The sequence below is a fragment of the Streptomyces sp. NBC_00104 genome (assembly GCF_045160825.1).
Taxonomy (GTDB): Bacteria; Actinomycetota; Actinomycetes; order Streptomycetales; family Streptomycetaceae; genus Streptomyces.
Genome location: NZ_CP108215.1, coordinates 2,159,962 through 2,176,800, shown reverse-complemented (window position 1 = coordinate 2,176,800; position 16,839 = coordinate 2,159,962). Strand labels below are relative to the sequence as shown.

Annotated in this window: 16 protein-coding genes; 14 read left to right on the top strand and 2 right to left on the bottom strand. The window is 69.7% G+C overall.

Annotated elements, in window-relative coordinates; genetic code table 11:
• The 3 genes from OG272_RS09465 to prcA all read left to right on the top strand — a co-directional run bounded on the left by OG272_RS09465 (window position 1) and on the right by prcA (window position 2,199).
• Window positions 1-594 carry an endonuclease VII domain-containing protein gene (locus OG272_RS09465; protein ID WP_405893062.1) on the top strand — a complete coding sequence of 198 codons (594 nt, stop codon included), beginning with the start codon at window positions 1-3 and terminating at the stop codon, window positions 592-594.
• Window positions 546-1,391 (top strand): proteasome subunit beta, encoded by an 846-nt coding sequence (prcB, locus tag OG272_RS09460; RefSeq protein ID WP_326583965.1) that lies wholly within the window; start codon window positions 546-548, stop codon window positions 1,389-1,391. The genes OG272_RS09465 and prcB overlap by 49 nt, the downstream gene beginning before the upstream one ends.
• Before the next feature lie 67 nt (window positions 1,392-1,458).
• Window positions 1,459-2,199 carry a proteasome subunit alpha gene (gene prcA / locus OG272_RS09455; protein ID WP_326583966.1) on the top strand — a complete coding sequence of 247 codons (741 nt, stop codon included), beginning with the start codon at window positions 1,459-1,461 and terminating at the stop codon, window positions 2,197-2,199.
• 151 nt (window positions 2,200-2,350) lie between these two features.
• On the opposite strand, the gene OG272_RS09450 is transcribed toward prcA, so the two are convergent.
• Window positions 2,351-3,370 (bottom strand): LacI family DNA-binding transcriptional regulator, encoded by a 1,020-nt coding sequence (locus OG272_RS09450; RefSeq protein WP_327730489.1) that lies wholly within the window; start codon window positions 3,368-3,370, stop codon window positions 2,351-2,353.
• A 109-nt stretch (window positions 3,371-3,479) separates the two neighbouring features.
• Here OG272_RS09450 and OG272_RS09445 point away from each other — a divergent pair, with 109 nt between their 5' ends.
• From OG272_RS09445 to OG272_RS09395, 11 genes are all read left to right on the top strand, one after another.
• The gene (locus OG272_RS09445; RefSeq protein WP_326583968.1) at window positions 3,480-4,739 is read left to right on the top strand and encodes an MFS transporter; all 1,260 of its coding nucleotides are present in this window, start codon (window positions 3,480-3,482) and stop codon (window positions 4,737-4,739) included.
• A 9-nt stretch (window positions 4,740-4,748) separates the two neighbouring features.
• Window positions 4,749-6,110: a Pup--protein ligase gene (pafA, locus tag OG272_RS09440; protein ID WP_037701799.1), complete on the top strand. Its 1,362-nt coding sequence runs from the start codon at window positions 4,749-4,751 to the stop codon at window positions 6,108-6,110.
• Window positions 6,111-6,240: 130 nt separating this feature from the next.
• A complete protein-coding gene (locus tag OG272_RS09435) occupies window positions 6,241-7,233 on the top strand; it encodes an FKBP-type peptidyl-prolyl cis-trans isomerase (protein WP_326583969.1) in 993 nt (330 codons plus the stop codon).
• A 62-nt stretch (window positions 7,234-7,295) separates the two neighbouring features.
• A complete protein-coding gene (locus OG272_RS09430; RefSeq protein WP_319067263.1) occupies window positions 7,296-7,667 on the top strand; it encodes an FKBP-type peptidyl-prolyl cis-trans isomerase in 372 nt (123 codons plus the stop codon).
• 150 nt (window positions 7,668-7,817) lie between these two features.
• Window positions 7,818-8,771 (top strand): WYL domain-containing protein, encoded by a 954-nt coding sequence (locus OG272_RS09425; RefSeq protein WP_327730491.1) that lies wholly within the window; start codon window positions 7,818-7,820, stop codon window positions 8,769-8,771.
• A gap of 15 nt (window positions 8,772-8,786) precedes the next feature.
• Window positions 8,787-9,785 carry a WYL domain-containing protein gene (locus OG272_RS09420; RefSeq protein ID WP_326583971.1) on the top strand — a complete coding sequence of 333 codons (999 nt, stop codon included), beginning with the start codon at window positions 8,787-8,789 and terminating at the stop codon, window positions 9,783-9,785.
• A gap of 90 nt (window positions 9,786-9,875) precedes the next feature.
• Complete coding sequence (locus OG272_RS09415) at window positions 9,876-10,175, top strand: hypothetical protein (RefSeq protein WP_326583972.1); 300 nt, start codon at window positions 9,876-9,878, stop codon at window positions 10,173-10,175.
• Between the two features lie 10 nt (window positions 10,176-10,185).
• On the top strand, window positions 10,186-10,380 hold the full coding sequence (locus tag OG272_RS09410; protein WP_327730492.1) for a hypothetical protein: 195 nt from the start codon (window positions 10,186-10,188) through the stop codon (window positions 10,378-10,380).
• A 258-nt stretch (window positions 10,381-10,638) separates the two neighbouring features.
• The gene (gene tatA / locus OG272_RS09405; protein ID WP_327730493.1) at window positions 10,639-10,926 is read left to right on the top strand and encodes a Sec-independent protein translocase subunit TatA; all 288 of its coding nucleotides are present in this window, start codon (window positions 10,639-10,641) and stop codon (window positions 10,924-10,926) included.
• Window positions 10,927-10,976: 50 nt separating this feature from the next.
• Complete coding sequence (gene tatC / locus OG272_RS09400) at window positions 10,977-11,927, top strand: twin-arginine translocase subunit TatC (protein ID WP_405893058.1); 951 nt, start codon at window positions 10,977-10,979, stop codon at window positions 11,925-11,927.
• 153 nt (window positions 11,928-12,080) lie between these two features.
• Window positions 12,081-14,930, top strand: coding sequence for a DEAD/DEAH box helicase (locus OG272_RS09395; RefSeq protein ID WP_327730495.1), 2,850 nt, complete (start codon window positions 12,081-12,083; stop codon window positions 14,928-14,930).
• 136 nt (window positions 14,931-15,066) lie between these two features.
• Here OG272_RS09395 and atzF read toward each other — a convergent pair whose 3' ends face one another.
• Complete coding sequence (gene atzF / locus OG272_RS09390; RefSeq protein WP_405893056.1) at window positions 15,067-16,725, bottom strand: allophanate hydrolase; 1,659 nt, start codon at window positions 16,723-16,725, stop codon at window positions 15,067-15,069.
• Window positions 16,726-16,839: the final 114 nt, after the last annotated feature.

Genomic DNA, 16,839 nt, shown 5'->3' with positions numbered 1-16,839 from the left:
TTGACAATCGAAGAGGGTGTGAAGCGCTGCTCGCGGTGCAAGGAGTCCAGGCCGCGGGCGGCCTTCGCGGGCAACAAGTCGGCCCGCGATGGGCTGCAGGCCTACTGTCGGGAGTGTGGGGCGGAGTATCACCAGTCTCGACAGTTGGCCAAGGGCAAGAACGTCCGGCCACGAGTGCAGACGCCTGAGGGGCATAAGTTCTGCCATAGCTGCGGCAAGATCAAGCCCCATGGCGAGTGGCATCGCAATGCGACTGCCTCAGACGGCCTCTCGACAAGCTGTAGAGCGTGCCGGGCGAACAAGGGGCGTGCCGGGCACCTGAAGCGCCAGTACGGCATGACCGAGGCCGAGCGTGACGAGATGATCGCCTCGCAGATGGGCTTCTGCGTGATCTGCCTGAAAGCCCCGGCCGTTCATGTGGATCACTGTCACAAGACGGGTAGGGTCCGAGGCGTACTGTGCTTCAACTGTAATTCGGCCATCGGCAAGTTGGGAGACGATCCCGACGCTGTTCGTCGGGCTGCCGCCTACTTGGAGGGAACTTCGTGGAAGCCAACACTCGTAGCACCGGGCGTCTACCAGCTGCCTTCCTGACGCCTGGGTCGTCGTCCTTCATGGACTTCCTGTCGGACCACCAGCCGGAGTTGCTGCCCGGCAAGCGGCAGCTGCCGCCGACCCAGGGTGTCATCGAGGCCCCGCACGGCACGACGATCGTGGCCGTGTCGTTCCCCGGGGGTGTGGTGCTCGCCGGTGACCGCCGGGCCACGATGGGGAACATGATCGCGCAGCGGGACATCGAGAAGGTGTTCCCGGCGGACGAGTACTCGGCGGTGGGCATCGCCGGCACGGCCGGTCTGGCCGTGGAGATGGTCAAGCTGTTCCAGCTGGAGCTGGAGCACTTCGAGAAGGTCGAAGGCGCCCAGCTCTCCCTGGAGGGCAAGGCGAACCGTCTGTCGACCATGATCCGTTCCAACCTGGGCATGGCCATGCAGGGTCTGGCCGTCGTCCCGCTCTTCGCCGGGTTCGACGTCGACCGCGGCAAGGGCCGCATCTTCTCGTACGACGTGACGGGCGGCCGTTCCGAGGAGACCGGCTACGCCGCCACCGGCTCCGGTTCGATCTTCGCGCGCGGTGCCATGAAGAAGCTCTACCGCGCCGACCTCTCCGAGGACGACGCCACGACCCTGGTGATCCAGGCCCTCTACGACGCGGCGGACGACGACTCGGCCACCGGTGGTCCCGATGTCGCCCGCCGGATCTACCCCATCGTCACCGTGATCACCGAGGACGGCTTCCGCCGGCTCACCGACGAGGAGTCCTCCGAGATCGCCCGCTCGATCCTGGAGCGGCGCCTGGAGCAGCCCGACGGCCCGCGCGCCGCGCTGCTCTAGCCGGTCAGGTCGACGGCCCTCTTTTCAAGGTGATCCAGTGACTTCGACAGAAAGGGACGGATAACCGGTGTCGACGCCGTTCTATGTCTCACCCCAGCAGGCGATGGCCGACCGGGCGGAGTACGCCCGCAAGGGCATCGCCCGTGGCCGCAGCCTGGTCGTGCTGCAGTATGCCGACGGCATCGTGTTCGTCGGCGAGAACCCGTCCCGCGCGCTGCACAAGTTCAGCGAGATCTACGACCGGATCGGCTTCGCGGCCGCCGGCAAGTACAACGAGTACGAGAACCTGCGGATCGGCGGGGTGCGCTACGCCGACCTCCGTGGTTACACCTACGACCGTGACGACGTGACCGCCCGTGGTCTCGCCAACGTCTACGCCCAGACCCTGGGCACGATCTTCTCCTCGGCGGCCGAGAAGCCGTACGAGGTGGAGTTGGTCGTGGCCGAGGTGGGGGAGACCCCCGAGGGCGATCAGATCTACCGGCTGCCGCATGACGGTTCGATCGTGGACGAGCACGGCTCGGTCGCGGTCGGTGGTAACGCCGAGCAGATCAGCAGCTATCTGGACCAGCGTCATGAGGATGGTGTGTCCCTGGCGGAGGCGCTGAAGCTCGCCGTCCAGGCTCTGTCCCGTGACACCAACGGCACGCAGCGGGAGATCCCCGCCGAGCGCCTGGAAGTCGCCGTCCTCGACCGTACGCGTCCGCAGCAGCGCAAGTTCAAGCGCATCGTGGGCCGCCAGCTGGCCCGCCTGCTGGAGGCCGAGGGTGCCGCCACCGAGGCCGAGAGCTCGGAGGAAGAGGAGTAGTACCGGCGTCTGCGAAACCCCGCCCGTAGTGCGCCCCGGCCGATTGAGGCCGGGGCGCGCGGCGTGATGCGGTCTCACGGCGGAGCCCAGGAACGGGGCGCGGGGAACGGCGCGACCAGCCACAGGTGTCCCGGCGGTCGGGCAACCCTTCTCAGGCCTCTGGTGGTGCCGTGGACCCCCGAACCACCAGCTCCACGGGAATGTCCCCCTGTGCGGGCGTGCGGCCCTCCAGGACGGCCAGGAGCGCTTCCATCCCGCGCTCCCCGAACAGCTCCGCGTCCAGCCGCACGGTCGTCAGCTCGGGATCGAGTGCCGTGGCGAGGGCCAGGTCGTCGAGCCCGGTCACGGAGACGTCCTGCGGGATGCGTAGTCCGAGTCGCCGTGCGGCCTTGTACGCGCCGGCCGCCAGTTTGTCGTCGTCGCAGACCAGTGCCGTGGGCCGGGGCTCGGGCCCCGGTTGGCCCAGTGCCGTCTCCGCCGCCGCCAGTGCCCCCTCGATGGAGATCGGCGCGGCGGCCGTGCGCAGGGAGGTGCCCGGCACCGAACGCACTCCCCTGGCCAGTTCGCGCGCGCGGATGTGGAAGGTCCAGGAGGGGATGTCGGCGGCCAGATGCAGGAAGTGGCGGTGTCCGAGCCCGAGCAGGTGCTCGGTGACCTGTCGGACGCCGTCGCGGATGTCGAGGTTGACGGTGGCGGCTCCGAGGCTGCCTTCCGGGTCGCTGTCCAGCATCACCAGGGGTAGTTGGTCGCCCCGGATCGCGGTGAGGGCGTCCGCGGCCATCGAGGAGGCGAGTACGCCGTCGAGTGCGGCCTGGGCGGAGGCGAAGGGGTCGCGGGCGGGGCCGACGCCTTCGGGGGAGGGGTACAGGACCACGCCGAAGCCGTGCTGTGCGGCGACCCGGGCGGCGCCTGTGTAGACGCCCGCGAAGAACTCGGTCGTCAGGGCGGGTACCACCAGCAGCACGGTGCGGGTGCGGCCGAGGCGGAGGTTGCGGGCGGCGAGGTTGGGGCGGTAGCCCAGGTCCCGTGCGGCTTCGCGTACGCGTTCGGCCGTGGTCTCCGAGACGCGGCCGCGCCATTTGTCGCCGAGGACCAGGGAGACGGCGGCCTGGGAGACGCCTGCGGCCTGGGCGACGTCACGGCTCGTGGGCCGTGTACTACCTCGTGCCACTGTCGGCCTGCTCCCTCGTCTGGACTCGTGGACAGGGCACATGGTACGTATGACCGACCGACGTTATACGTAACACTTCATTCGCCGAGAGCCCATCGAGAGGCAGGACATGGCCGCCGGATACCTCGAGATCCTCAGGACGCGGCACGCCGCGCGGTTGCTCGCCGGAACGCTGGTGGGCCGGTTGCCGAACGCCACCGCCGCGATCGCGATCGTGCTCTTCGTCCGCGCGGAGGGCGGCACCTACAGTCTCGCGGGCGCGCTGGCGGCCGTGTACGGCGTCGCCAACGCGGTGGGGCAGCCGCTGCTGGGGCGGCTGGTGGACCTGTACGGACAGCCGCGCGTCCAGCTGCCGGCGGCTGTCGTCTCCGCCCTCGCCATGACCGGATTCGCTCTGTCGGGGCTGGATCCGCTGCCGGTGGCGTATCTCGCCATGGCCGTCGCGGGGCTGTTCACGCCTCCTCTGGAGGGCGGGCTGCGGGCCCTGTGGTCCTGCGTCCTGCGCAAGGAGGAGCAGGTGCACACGGCGTACGCGATGGACGCGGTGGCCCAGGAGGTCATGTTCACGGTCGGGCCGCTGCTGGTGACCCTGTGCGTGGCGCTGTGGTCGGCGTCGGCCGCGCTCGTCGTGCTCAGTGTCATCGGGGTGCTCGGCGCCCTGTGGGTGGTCGTCTCACCGCCCTCGCGGGCGTGGCGTTCCGCTCCGCGTGAGGCGCACTGGCTGGGCGCGCTGCGCTCGCCGGGGTTGCTGGCGCTGCTCGGCGCGTTCCTCTTCGTCGGTATCGCGCTCGGTTCGATCACCGTGGCCGCCGTCTCGTACGCGGACGGCCATGGCGGGGACGCCGTCTACGGCTGGCTGATGGCGGGCGTCGGGCTGGGCGCGCTGGTGGGTGGCACGGTGTACGGCGCGCGGCGGTGGAGTGGGGCTCCGGAGCGGCGTCTGCAGGTGCTGGTGGCGCTTCTGGCGGTCTGTTACGTGCCGCTGACCCTGATGCCGGGTCCGGTGGGCATGACGGGGCTGACGGCGCTCGCGGGTGTGTTCCTGGCGCCGGCCATCGCCTGTGTGTTCGTCCTCGTCGACAGGCACGCGCCGCGGGGCACGGTGACCGAGGCGTTCTCGTGGATCGTGACGACGTTCACTGTGGGCCAGTCGGCCGGAACGGCCGTCGCGGGTCCGGTCGTCGAGTGGGGCGGGACGCTGTGGGGGTTCGTGGTGCCGGGTGCCGCGGGGGCCGTGTCGTTGCTGGTTCTGCTGGCGACCGGGAGGGTTCTCGCTGTTCCCTCCGAGGGGGCGGTCGTTGCGGTCTCATCGGAAAATGATCCAAACCGTGCTGCCGAACCCCGTTTCAGCTCGGTGGATCGGGCGTAATGTTCAGTCATGGACCGCCGCATTTTCGGGCTGGAGAACGAGTACGGCGTCACGTGCACGTTCAGGGGACAGCGCCGTCTGTCTCCTGACGAGGTGGCGCGGTACCTCTTCCGCCGTGTCGTGTCATGGGGCCGCAGCAGCAATGTGTTTCTGCGGAACGGGGCCCGCCTCTATCTCGACGTGGGCTCACATCCGGAATACGCGACACCCGAATGTGACAACGTGACCGAACTGGTCACTCACGACAAGGCCGGCGAGCGCATTCTCGAAGGACTGCTGGTCGACGCCGAACGCCGCCTGCACGAGGAGGGAATCGCGGGCGACGTCTACCTCTTCAAGAACAACACGGACTCGGCGGGCAACTCATACGGTTGCCATGAGAACTATCTGGTGGCAAGGCACGGGGAGTTCTCCCGGCTCGCCGACATCCTGATTCCGTTCCTCGTCACGCGGCAGCTGCTGTGTGGCGCGGGCAAGGTGCTGCAGACCCCGCGTGGTGCGGTGTACTGCGTGAGCCAGCGTGCCGAGCACATCTGGGAGGGCGTCAGCTCGGCGACCACCCGCTCCCGGCCGATCATCAACACCCGCGACGAGCCGCACGCGGACGCCGAGCGGTACCGCCGTCTCCACGTCATCGTGGGCGACTCGAACATGTCCGAGACGACCATGCTGCTGAAGGTCGGTGCCACCGACCTGGTGCTGCGCATGATCGAGGCGGGCACGGTCATGCGTGACCTCACTCTGGAGAACCCGATCCGGGCGATCCGCGAGGTCAGCCACGACCTGACCGGCCGTCGCAAGGTGCGGCTGGCCAGCGGCCGTGAGGCCTCCGCGCTGGAGGTGCAGCGCGAGTACTACGAGAAGGCCGTGGACTTCGTGGAGCGCCGCGGCATCCGTACGGGCACCGTCGAGCAGGTCCTGGAGCTGTGGGGCCGCACGCTGGACGCGATCGAGGCCGAGGACCTCGACCGGATCGGTACCGAAATCGACTGGGTGATGAAGTACAAGCTCATCGAGCGGTACCGCGCCAAGCACAACATGACCATGTCGCATCCGCGGGTCGCGCAGATAGACCTCGCGTATCACGACATCCACCGCCGTCGTGGCCTTTACTACCTGCTGGAGAGGAAAGGTCAAGCCACCCGTATCTGCAATGACTTGAAGATCTTCGAGGGCAAGTCGGTTCCGCCGCAGACCACTCGGGCGCGGCTGCGCGGTGACTTCATCCGGCGTGCGCAGGAACAGCGTCGTGATTTCACGGTCGACTGGGTGCATCTCAAGCTCAACGACCAGGCGCAACGCACGGTGTTGTGCAAGGACCCGTTCCGTTCCGTCGACGACCGGGTGGAGAAGCTCATCGCGGGAATGTGAGCAGCGATGTTCCGGGGGTCATTCCGGAACGCAACGCGGGGCGCCGTACGTTTGCCGTACGGCGCCCTTCTCACGTCGTAGAGTTGCGCGCACGCCATCCGACAAGATCGACCGATACGAGGCCTTCACCGTGCGCCGACGCTCCCTCCTCATCGCTGTCCCCGCTGGACTGGTCACGCTCGCCGCCTGTGGTGACGGTGAGTCCGACTCGGCCAAGGCCAGCAGCAGCCCGTCCGCGTCGGCGAGTGGGGCGAAGCCGCCGAAGATCGTGGACGGTCCGCTGCCGGCGATCACGGAGGGTGTGAAGTTCGACGAGAAGCCGACCGTCGCGAAGGGCAGTGGCGATCCGTCGAAGGATCTGGCGGTGAAGACGGTCATCGCGGGCAGCGGGCAGACGGTCGCCGAGGGCGACTACATCCAGGCGAACTACCTGGGGCAGATCTGGGCCTCGGCGAAGGTCTTCGACAACTCCTACGACCGCAAGACGCCGTTGGTCATCCAGCTCAGCCCGCAGGGCATCATCGACGGCTGGCGGTATGCGCTGACCGGCAAGAAGGCCGGCAGCCGGGTCGAGATGGCTGTGCCGCCGACCTGGGGCTACGGCCCGGACGGCAACGCGCAGGCGGGGATCAAGGGCACCGACACGCTGGTCTTCGTCGTCGACATCCAGAACACCTTCAACGGCAAGAGCTCGGCCAAGGGCACGAAGGTCGCGCAGGACAACGTGGATCTGCCGAAGGTGGGCACCAACACCGACGGCAAGGCTCCCTCCGTCGAGATCCCGAAGGTCGACCCGCCCACCAAGCTGGTCGCGAACTACATCATCGAGGGTGACGGCCCCGAGGTCGGCGCCGACGACAGCCTCCTCGTGCAGTACAAGGGCGTGCTCTGGGACACCGGCAAGGAGTTCGACTCCTCCTACAGCCGCGAGGCGCTCAGCTCGTTCGGGTTGAAGCAGGTCGTCAAGGGGTGGTCGCAGGGCATGACCGGGAAGAAGGTGGGCAGTCGCCTCCTCATCGTCATCCCGCCGAAGCTGGGTTACGGGGACACGCCGCCGAGCGGCAGCGACATCAAGAAGGACTCCGTGATGGTGTTCACCGTGGACATCCTCGCGAAGATGTAGCACCCCGGGATGCGAGACTGTCCGGCGTTGCCCCGTACATACACAAGCAGGAGCATGAAGACGTGAGCATTGAGAAGCCCGAGATCGACTTCCCCGAGGGCGAGCCGCCGGCGGACCTGGAGATCAAGGACATCTGGGAGGGCGACGGCGAGGTGGCCCAGGCGGGCCAGACCGTCACCGTGCACTATGTGGGTGTGTCCTTCTCCACCGGTGAGGAGTTCGACGCCAGCTGGAACCGTGGCGCGCCGTTCCGTTTCCCGCTCGGTGGCGGTCGTGTCATCAAGGGCTGGGACCAGGGCGTGCAGGGCATGAAGGTCGGTGGCCGTCGCCAGCTGACCATCCCGGCCCACCTCGCCTACGGCAACCAGAGCCCCACCCCGGCGATCAAGCCCGGCGAGACGCTGATCTTCGTGGTGGACCTGCTCGGGGTCTGATCCGTCGGATGCCGTGTCGGGGCCGATCGTGCCGCGACCGGTCTCGACTGTCTGGGGTCCATGCCTGTTCGGGCATGGACCCTCGGCTTTTGCCGCGACGCTTCGTAGCGGTACGGTCGTGCCGCGGAAACACCCGGAGGAAGGGCGTCGATGGCCATTGCCAAGGCCGAGCGGTTGATGAACCTGGCGCTGTGTCTGCTGGGGACGCGCCGGCCACTCAGCAAGCGTGAGTTGCGGGAGTCCATCGAGGCGTATCTGGAAGCTGGTTCGGACGACTCCTTCAACCGCATGTTCGAGCGCGACAAGGACGATCTGCGCGAACTCGGTCTGGTCATCGAGACGGTGGAGAACCTCGACGGCGAGATCGGCTATCTGGCCCGTCGTGACAGCAACAGCCTCCCGCCCATCACCCTCGACGCCGAGGAGGCCGCGGCCCTCGGTCTCGCCGCGAAGGTGTGGCAGCAGGCCCGCTTCGCCGGAGCCGCGAGCGGTGCCCTGCAGAAGCTGCGCGCGGCCGGGCTGCCCGAGGACGTCGACCCGTACGAGAGCCATGGGGCGCTGGAGCCGCGCATCCCGGTGCACGAGGCCGCCTTCGAACCGCTGATGCTGGCCTGCCGGGACCGCCGCCCGGTCCTGTTCGAGTACCGCAAGGCCACCGCCGTCCGCCCCGAGCCCCGCCATGTCGAGCCGTGGGCGCTGGAGTGCTGGCGCGGTCACTGGTACCTGGCCGGCTTCGACCGCGACCGGGGTGCTGAGCGGGTCTTCCGGCTCTCCCGGATCACCGGCAAGGTCCGCAGCCGGGGCAGTGCCTTCACCGCCGAGGTGCCGGACGTCGTCACCGTGCGGGAGACGGTCGCGAGCTGGGCGGGGGAGACCGCCGACCGCTCCGCGCTGATCCGGCTGCGTTCCGGGGCCGGTTACCCGCTGCGGGCGAAGGCCTCCGCCGTCCGGGAACTCGGGGACGGCTGGGACGAGTTGGAGATTCCGTACGGGCACGGTCTGGACGCCTGGCTGGTCGAGTTCGGGCCCGACGTGGTGGTCCTGGAGCCTGCCGAGCTGCGGGCCGACGTGGTCGACCGGCTGCGTGCCGTGGCCAAGGGTTGAGGGGGACGTAAGAACGTGGTGGGAAAACCGGCCCGGCCGGCGAACGCCCTCGACCAGACGCGGCGGATGCTCTCCCTGGTGACCTATCTGCGGGAGCGGCCCGGCGCCCGGATCGAGGACGTCGCCCGTGCCTTCGGGATCACCGAGGACGAGCTGGTCTCGGACCTCGATGTGCTGCCCATGTGCGGGACCAGCTTCCGCGGCGGCGATCTGCTCGACATCGACACCGACGGCGAGCGGATCTGGTGGCACAACCCGGCCGCCCTGGGCGCGGAGGCCGCCGAGCCGCTGCGGCTGGCCGCCGACGAGGCCACCGCGCTGCTGGTGGCCGCCCGTGCGGTGGCGACGCTGCCCGGGCTGCGCGAGAGCGACCGGCAGGCCCTGCTGCGGGCCACCGCCAAGGTCGAGACCGCGGCCGGGGAGGCGGCGGGCGCCAGCTCACGGCTGTCGGTCACCTTCGAGGCCGAGGGCGGGGTCTTCGCCGACGTCGACCGGGCCATCTCGGAGCGTCGGCGGCTGTGGATCCGCTACTACTCGCCCGCCCGGGACGAGGTCACCGAGCGCGAGATCGACCCGATCCGCCTGGTCAGCGTCGGCCACACCTATGTCGAGGCCTGGTGCCGCCGCTCCGAGGCCCGCCGTACGTTCCGGCTGGACCGGGTCGCCGAGATCAAGATCCTCGACGAGCCGTCCGCGCCGCCCGAGATAGAGCTGCGGGACCTGTCGGAGGCGCTGGTGCAGCCCGCCGCCGAGGACCCCGAGGTCGTCGTCGAGGTCGGCCCCGGCGGGCGCTGGGTCGCCGAGTACTACCCGCACGACAGCGCCGAGGAGCTGCCGGAGGGCGGGCTGCGCATCAGTCTGCGTACCCCTGATCCCGCCTCGCTGCGGCGTCTCGCGCTGCGGCTCGGGCGCGACGGCCGGATCGTCTCCCCGCAGGATCTCGCCGACAGTGCCCGCCGGGCTGCCCGCGAGGCTCTGACGGCCTACGACGAGACCGTGACGACGCGAGCGTGACGACGCGAGCGTGACGACGGCGTACGACCGGAAAAGGGAGAGGCTAGGGCTGTGAGCGGCGGGTCGGTTGTGTCGGGTGTGAAGGCCGGCATGAAGTCCGGTGTGCAGGAGATCCAGGAGATCCGGGAGATGACCGCGGCGGTCGCCTTCGCGGGCATGAAGAGGGCGGTCGACGTGGTGTTCCGAGCCGGCTGCCCCGACTGCCGGGCCAACGTCGAGCTGGGCGCGAGCGCGCTGCGCCTGGCCATCGGCGCCACCAGCAAGACCACGTTCTACTCGTTCACCTGCCCCGAGTGCGGCACCGCCGTCCGCAAGCCGGCCGGCGAGCGGATCGTCGAGCTCCTGACCGGGGGCGGGGTGCGGACCCTGCGGCTGCATTCGGCGGGCTAGGGTCGGCGCCATGTTCTGGGCGATGTTCGCGGTGGCTGTGGGTTTTGTGGGGCTCGTCGTGCTGGGGGTGCTGGCCGTGCGGGTCTTTCTGGAGGCTCAGCGGCTGGGTGAGCAGGTCACGGAGTCGGCGCGGAGGATCAACCGGGCGGCGGAGGATCTGGAGCGGGCGACGGCGAGCGCGGCCCGCTCCGTGGACACTCTGTGAGTTGCGGCCGAGGCCCCTGTGAGTTGGCTGCCCGGTGCGTTTTGCGCCACTTCGCCCTGTCACCTTCTCACCTTCGGCAGGTACGCTGCCTGTCGCGGCACGGAGAACGAGGCCCGGGTCGCGAATCGGGAGTACGCACAGGCATTGCCCAGCATTCACCCCTGAGCGTTACGATCGTTGCCAGTACGATCGTTCGGACACCTGTCCGACCGGTCGGACAGCACCCACCCGCCGCCTCGGTGAAGAAGGTAGACAGCTATGGGTAGGCTCGGCCCCACCGAGATCATTCTGATCCTCGTCGTCATCATCCTGCTGTTCGGTGCGAAGAAGCTTCCGGACATGGCGCGTTCGCTGGGCAAGTCCGCCCGCATCCTCAAGAGCGAGGCCAAGGCCATGAAGTCCGACGGCCAGGACGACACCACCGCGGCGGCCGCGCCTCCGCACCCGAACGGCGAGGCCCCCGCGCAGCGCACCATCCAGGCCGCCCCCGGCGATGTGACCAGCTCCCGCCCGGTCGCCGAGCCGACGGACACGACCAAGCGCTGACGCAAGGCCGGACAAGACTTCCGGCCTGCCGCACGAGATGAGGACGTGGGTTGCTCAAGTCTGCCCGCAACAAGGAGAAGGATCCCGAGGGGCGGATGCCCCTCGTGGAGCACCTTCGCGAGCTCCGCAACCGGCTCGGCAAAGCGCTCCTGGCCATCGTGCTGGCCTCGGTGGTGGGTCTGGTCTTCTATCAGGAGATCATCAACTTCCTCACCCGGCCCGTCCAGGAAGCCGTCGGCTGCACGCGCGACTTCACGGAGCTCGCCAAGGAGAGCAAGGGAGCCTGCGGCAACATCACGATGTCGGGTCTGATGGGCCCGTTCACGTTGATGATCAAGGTGTCCCTGACGGCCGGTGTGGTCATCGCCAGCCCGGTCTGGCTGTATCAGCTCTGGGCCTTCATCGCGCCGGGTCTGCACCGGCACGAGAAGCGCTACTCGATGGCGTTCGTGGCGGCGGGCTTCCCCCTCTTCATGGTGGGCGCCTACTTCTCGTACCACGTGCTGCCCGCGGCTGCCGAGGTCCTGCTCGACTTCACTCCTGAGAACGCCGTCAACCTGCTGCCACTGGACGAGCTGCTGGACCTCGTGACCCGCATGGTGATCGTCTTCGGGCTCTCCTTCGAGCTGCCGCTCGTGCTGGTCATGCTGAACATGACCGGCATGGTCACCGGTCGCCGGATGCTGGGCTGGTGGCGGGCCATGATCATGGGCGTCACCGTGTTCGCCGCGTTCGCCACCCCGACCGTCGACCCGGTCTCGATGCTCTCGCTCGCCGCGCCGATCATCGCGCTCTACTTCGTGGCCACCGGGTTCTCCCTGCTGAACGACAAGCGCAGGCGGCGGCGCGACGCGCTGGGCCCCGCCGACGACGAGGCCTCCGAGCTGGACCTCACGCCCGAGGACGTCGGTGAGATCGAGACCGTTTCGGCGGCCAAGGCGCTCCCCGCGCAGACGGAGCCCGAGCGGGAACGGATCAACGGATACGACGACGCCACCTGAGCACCGGCCACCGCGCCGAGTGCGGCGACGACGACAGTGGGCCCCACCGAAGGTTCTCGGTGGGGCCCACCGCCGTTCTCGCCGTCTCGTCGTTCTCGGATTCCTTTTCGGACGGACGGCGGTCCGGATCTCGACGGTGGCACGATCCGGATAATGATCGTCCTGTTGTCAGTGGGGCCCGGTACGCTCGAAAGCACGATGACAGAGGACCTCTCACCGGCCGAGCGGTATGCGGCAGCACGTAGGCGCGCTGCCGAGCAGGCCACCGCGCTCGCTTCCTTCCGCGAGATGTACGACTTCGGTCTCGACCCGTTCCAGATCGAGGCCTGCCAGGCGCTGGAGGCCGGCAAGGGCGTCCTGGTGGCCGCCCCCACCGGCTCAGGCAAGACGATCGTCGGCGAGTTCGCCGTCCACCTCGCCCTCCAACAGGGCAAGAAGTGCTTCTACACGACACCCATCAAGGCGCTGTCGAACCAGAAGTACGCCGACCTGTGCCGCCGCTACGGCGCCGACAGGGTCGGCCTGCTCACCGGTGACAACAGCGTCAACTCCGACGCCCCCGTGGTCGTGATGACCACCGAGGTCCTGCGGAACATGCTGTACGCGGGCTCCCAGACCCTCCTCGGCCTCGGGTACGTGGTCATGGACGAGGTGCACTACCTCTCCGACCGCTTCCGCGGCGCCGTCTGGGAAGAGGTGATCATCCACCTCCCCGAGTCGGTCACCCTCGTCTCCCTGTCGGCCACCGTGTCGAACGCGGAGGAGTTCGGCGACTGGCTGGACACCGTGCGCGGCGACACCGATGTGATCGTCTCCGAGCACCGGCCCGTGCCGCTGTTCCAGCACGTGCTCGCCGGGCGGCGGATGTACGACCTCTTCGAGGAGGGCGAGGGCAACAAGAAGGCCGTCAACCCCGACCTCACGCGCATGGCGCGGATGGAGGCCAGCCGCCCCTCCTTCCAGGACCGCCGACGCGGCCGCGCCATGCGTGAGGCCGACCGTGAGCGCGAGCGCAGACAGCGCTCCCGGATCTGGATCCCGAGCCGGCCCGAAGTCATCGAACGGCTCGACTCCGAAGGCCTGTTGCCCGCCATCACCTTCATCTTCAGCCGCGCCGCCTGCGAGGCCGCAGTCCAGCAGTGCCTGTACGCGGGGCTCCGGCTGAACGACGACGACGCCCGGCTCAGGGTCCGCGCCCTGGTCGAGGAGCGCACGGCGTCGATCCCGAACGAGGACCTCCATGTCCTCGGCTACTACGAGTGGTTGGAAGGCCTGGAGCGCGGCATCGCGGCCCACCACGCGGGCATGCTGCCGACGTTCAAGGAGGTCGTCGAGGAACTCTTCGTACGCGGCCTGGTCAAGGCCGTGTTCGCCACCGAGACCCTCGCACTCGGCATCAACATGCCCGCCCGCTCGGTGGTGTTGGAGAAGCTCGTCAAGTGGAACGGCGAGCAGCACGCCGACATCACCCCCGGGGAGTACACCCAGCTGACGGGGCGTGCGGGCCGGCGCGGCATCGACGTCGAGGGCCACGCCGTCGTGCTCTGGCAGCGCGGTATGAACCCCGACCACCTGGCCGGACTCGCGGGCACCCGTACCTATCCGCTGCGCTCCAGCTTCAAGCCGTCGTACAACATGGCGGTCAACCTGGTCGAGCAGTTCGGCCGGCACCGCTCGCGCGAGCTGCTGGAGACCTCGTTCGCGCAGTTCCAGGCCGACAAGTCGGTCGTCGGGATCTCCCGGCAGGTGCAGCGCAACGAGGAGGGGCTGGAGGGCTACCAGGAGTCCATGACCTGCCACCTCGGGGACTTCGAGGAGTACGCGCGTCTGCGGCGGGAGTTGAAGGACCGCGAGACCGAACTGGCCAAGCAGGGGGCCGCCCAGCGGCGCGCCGAGGCCGCCGTCGCGCTGGAGAAGCTGAAGCCGGGTGACGTCATCCATGTCCCCACCGGCAAGTACGCGGGTCTGGCGCTGGTGTTGGACCCGGGGCTGCCCGCCGGGCGCTCGAACGGGCACCGGGGGTTCGAGCACCACGACGGGCCGCGTCCGCTGGTGCTGACCGCCGAGCGGCAGGTCAAGCGGCTGGCGTCCATGGACTTCCCGGTGCCGGTGGAGGCGCTGGAGCGGATGCGGATCCCGAAGTCCTTCAACCCGCGTTCGCCTCAGTCGCGGCGGGACCTGGCGTCGGCGCTGCGCACCAAGGCAGGGCACATCGAGCCCGACCGGCACCGCAAGCGCAGGGCCGCCGCCGCGGACGACCGTGAGATCGCCCGGCTGCGGGCCGAGCTGCGGGCGCATCCCTGCCACGGGTGCAGCGACCGTGAGGACCATGCGCGGTGGGCCGAGCGGTACTACCGGCTCAAGCGGGACACCGCGCAGTTGGAGCGGCGGATCGAGGGGCGGACGAACACGATCGCCCGGACCTTCGACCGGATCGTCGCCCTGCTGACCGAGTTGGACTACCTGCGGGGTGACGAGGTCACCGAGCACGGCAAGCGGCTCGCGCGGCTCTACGGCGAGCTGGATCTGCTGGCGAGCGAATGTCTGCGGTCGGGTGTCTGGGAAGGGCTCGGCCCCGCCGAGCTGGCGGCCTGTGTTTCCGCGCTGGTGTACGAGGCCCGGGCCGCGGACGACGCGATGGCGCCGAAGCTGCCGTCCGGGAACGCCAAGGCCGCGCTCGGGGAGATGGTGCGGATCTGGGGGCGGCTGGACGCGCTGGAGGAGGAGTTCCGGATCACGCAGAGCGAAGGGGTGGGGCAGCGGGAGCCCGACCTCGGCTTCGCCTGGGCCGCGTACATGTGGGCCTCGGGGTCGGGGCTCGACGAGGTGCTGCGGGAGGCGGAGATGCCCGCGGGTGACTTCGTGCGGTGGTGCAAGCAGGTGCTCGACGTGCTGGGGCAGATCTCGGCGGCGGCGCCGCCCGGGTCGACCGTGGGGAAGAGCGCGCGGAAGGCCGTTGACGGGCTGTTGCGGGGGGTTGTGGCTTACTCCTCGGTGGGGTGAGTCTTCGGGTTTTCGGCCCGGTGTGGGGGCGGGGTGCGGCTGGTCGCGCGGTTCCCCGCGCCCCGGACGGATGTCGGCCCGAGCGCCCCGGACGGATGTCGGCCCGCGCACCCCGGACGGGGAGCGCGGGCGCTGTTCAGCGGGCCAGGTAGCTTCGCCAGCCGCCGTACTCCGTGATGTCCGGGGCGGCTTCCAGGGCTGATGGCTCGCAGAGGAACCCCGGGGCCCGGGTGCCGTCGGACAGTTCGATGCTGCCCAGGGTCATGGGGCGGGGGAGGGCTGTCAGGAGGCGGCCCAGGCCCTCTGCGGGGAGGCGCCAGAGCTCGGTCTCGATGGATGCGCCGCCCTCGCCCACGTGGACCAGGCCCGGCTTGGGCGGGGTCGTGCGGAGGGCGTGGAGGCGATAGACGGGGGCCGTACCGGTGGTTCGCTCCAGGCGGGCGCCCAGGGACAGGAGTTGGGGGTTCAGCGGCTGGCCCGAGAGATGGGCGCCCACCACCGCCAGGAGGGTCTCCGGCTGGAGGAGGGCGGCGAGGCGGGCCAGACGGTCGTCGGTGAAGGCCGGGCCGATCAGCATGACGCCGAAGGGGAGGCCGTTCACCTCGCCCGCGGGGACGGCGACCGCCGCCAGGTCGAAGAGGTTCGTGGAGTTGGTGAAACGGCCGAGGCGGGCGTTTTCGCCCAGCGGGTCGGCGGCGACGTCGGCGAGCGTGGGGTGGCCCGGTGCCGTCGGCAGCAACAGGGCGTCCGCGTCCGCCAGTTCGGTGAGGGCCCGGGTGCGCAGCGCCGCCAGCCGGTCCTGGTCGGCGAAGAGCTGGTGGGCCGGGATGTCGCGGGCTCGGCTGATGATGCCGGCGACCGTGGGGTCCAGGGAGTCGACGCCGTCCGCGATCGCCTTGTCGACAAAGCTTCCGACCGCGGTGTAGCGCTCGGCCACGAACGCACCCTGGTAGAGCATGGCCGCGGCCTCGGTGAAGGGGGTCAGGTCGAGGGGGCGTACGTCCGCGCCCGAGGCCGCGAGACGGATCACGGCCGCTTCGTACGCCTCAGCCCAGCCCTCGTCCAGCTCGCCGAGCTGCTCGCGCGGGGGGACCGCGATGCGCCACGGGCCCGGAGTGCGCCGGGGGAGCGACGGGAGGGCTCGGTCGGGCGGGGAGGCCATGTGGGCGAGGGCCTGTTCGGCCTCCGGGAGGGTGCGGGCGAACACCGTGACGCAGTCGATCGAGGCGCAGGCCGGAACCACGCCGGTGGTGGGGACCAGGCCCCGGGTGGGCTTCAGGCCGACGATGCCGTTGAAGGCGGCGGGGACCCTGCCGGAGCCCGCCGTGTCGGTGCCCAGGGCGAAGTCGACGATGCCGAGCGCCACCGCCACGGCCGAGCCGGAGCTGGAACCGCCGCTGATGCGGGACGGGTCGTGGGCGTTGCGTACGGCGCCGTGCGGGGAGCGGGTGCCGACGAGGCCGGTGGCGAACTGGTCGAGGTTGGTGGTGCCGAGGACGAGGGCGCCGGCCTGGCGGAGGCGGGCGACGACCGGGGCGTCGGCCTCGGGGGTGTACGCGTAGGCCGGGCAGCCTGCGGTCGTGGGGAGGCCGTGGACGTCGATGTTGCCCTTCGCGGCGAAGAGGCGGCCGGCCAGGGGGAGGTGGTCGCCTGCGGTGAGCCGTTCGTCGATGGAGCGGGCCTCGGCCTCGACCTCGGCCTGGGGGCGTAGGTCGATCCAGATCTCGGGGCGGTCCACGGCGTCGATGCGGGCGTAGGCCATGCGGACTCTGGTGAGGGTCTGGGACTGCGACATCGGTGCTCCTCGGCTGGGGTGGTTCCGTCGGCTGCGGGCCGGTGGGTGGTGTGTGCCCACCCGTTCCGCCCTGCGGAACGACTGCCCACACACCACCGGCGGGGTTGTGAGGTG

Coding starts and splice junctions, on each gene's coding strand:
- tatA (WP_327730493.1), top strand. CDS start 10,639: ATGGGTAGGCTCGGCCCCACCGAGATCATTCTGATCCTCGTCGTCATC.
- OG272_RS09425 (WP_327730491.1), top strand. CDS start 7,818: ATGGCCATTGCCAAGGCCGAGCGGTTGATGAACCTGGCGCTGTGTCTG.
- OG272_RS09395 (WP_327730495.1), top strand. CDS start 12,081: ATGATCGTCCTGTTGTCAGTGGGGCCCGGTACGCTCGAAAGCACGATG.
- OG272_RS09410 (WP_327730492.1), top strand. CDS start 10,186: ATGTTCTGGGCGATGTTCGCGGTGGCTGTGGGTTTTGTGGGGCTCGTC.
- OG272_RS09445 (WP_326583968.1), top strand. CDS start 3,480: ATGGCCGCCGGATACCTCGAGATCCTCAGGACGCGGCACGCCGCGCGG.
- OG272_RS09415 (WP_326583972.1), top strand. CDS start 9,876: ATGAAGTCCGGTGTGCAGGAGATCCAGGAGATCCGGGAGATGACCGCG.
- atzF (WP_405893056.1), bottom strand. CDS start 16,725: ATGTCGCAGTCCCAGACCCTCACCAGAGTCCGCATGGCCTACGCCCGC.
- pafA (WP_037701799.1), top strand. CDS start 4,749: ATGGACCGCCGCATTTTCGGGCTGGAGAACGAGTACGGCGTCACGTGC.